Origin of the sequence: Paenibacillus sp. 203 (genome assembly GCF_037027525.1) — a bacterium.
Taxonomy (GTDB): Bacteria; Bacillota; Bacilli; order Paenibacillales; family Paenibacillaceae; genus Paenibacillus; species Paenibacillus polymyxa_B.
On sequence record NZ_JAXCHD010000122.1, the window covers coordinates 1 to 200 of the forward strand.

A 200-nucleotide genomic window follows, 5' to 3' on the forward strand; every position below is an offset into this window, starting at 1 on the left:
GTTTGCGGTACGGGCACCTTCTCCTGGCTAGAGGCTTTTCTTGGCAGTCTGAGATCATGACCTTCGCTACTATAATTTTCGCTCCCCATCACAGCCCAGCCTTACGATGTGCGGATTTGCCTACACATCAGCCTCACTGCTTAGACGGACATCCATCAGTCCGCGTCACTACCCTACTGCGTCACCCCATCGCTCATAAC

At 53.5% G+C, this 200-nt stretch carries 1 rRNA gene; it reads right to left on the reverse strand.

Annotated features, from left to right (window positions below):
• Positions 1-200: ribosomal RNA gene (locus tag WA407_RS26920) — 23S ribosomal RNA — on the reverse strand; the annotation flags it as partial.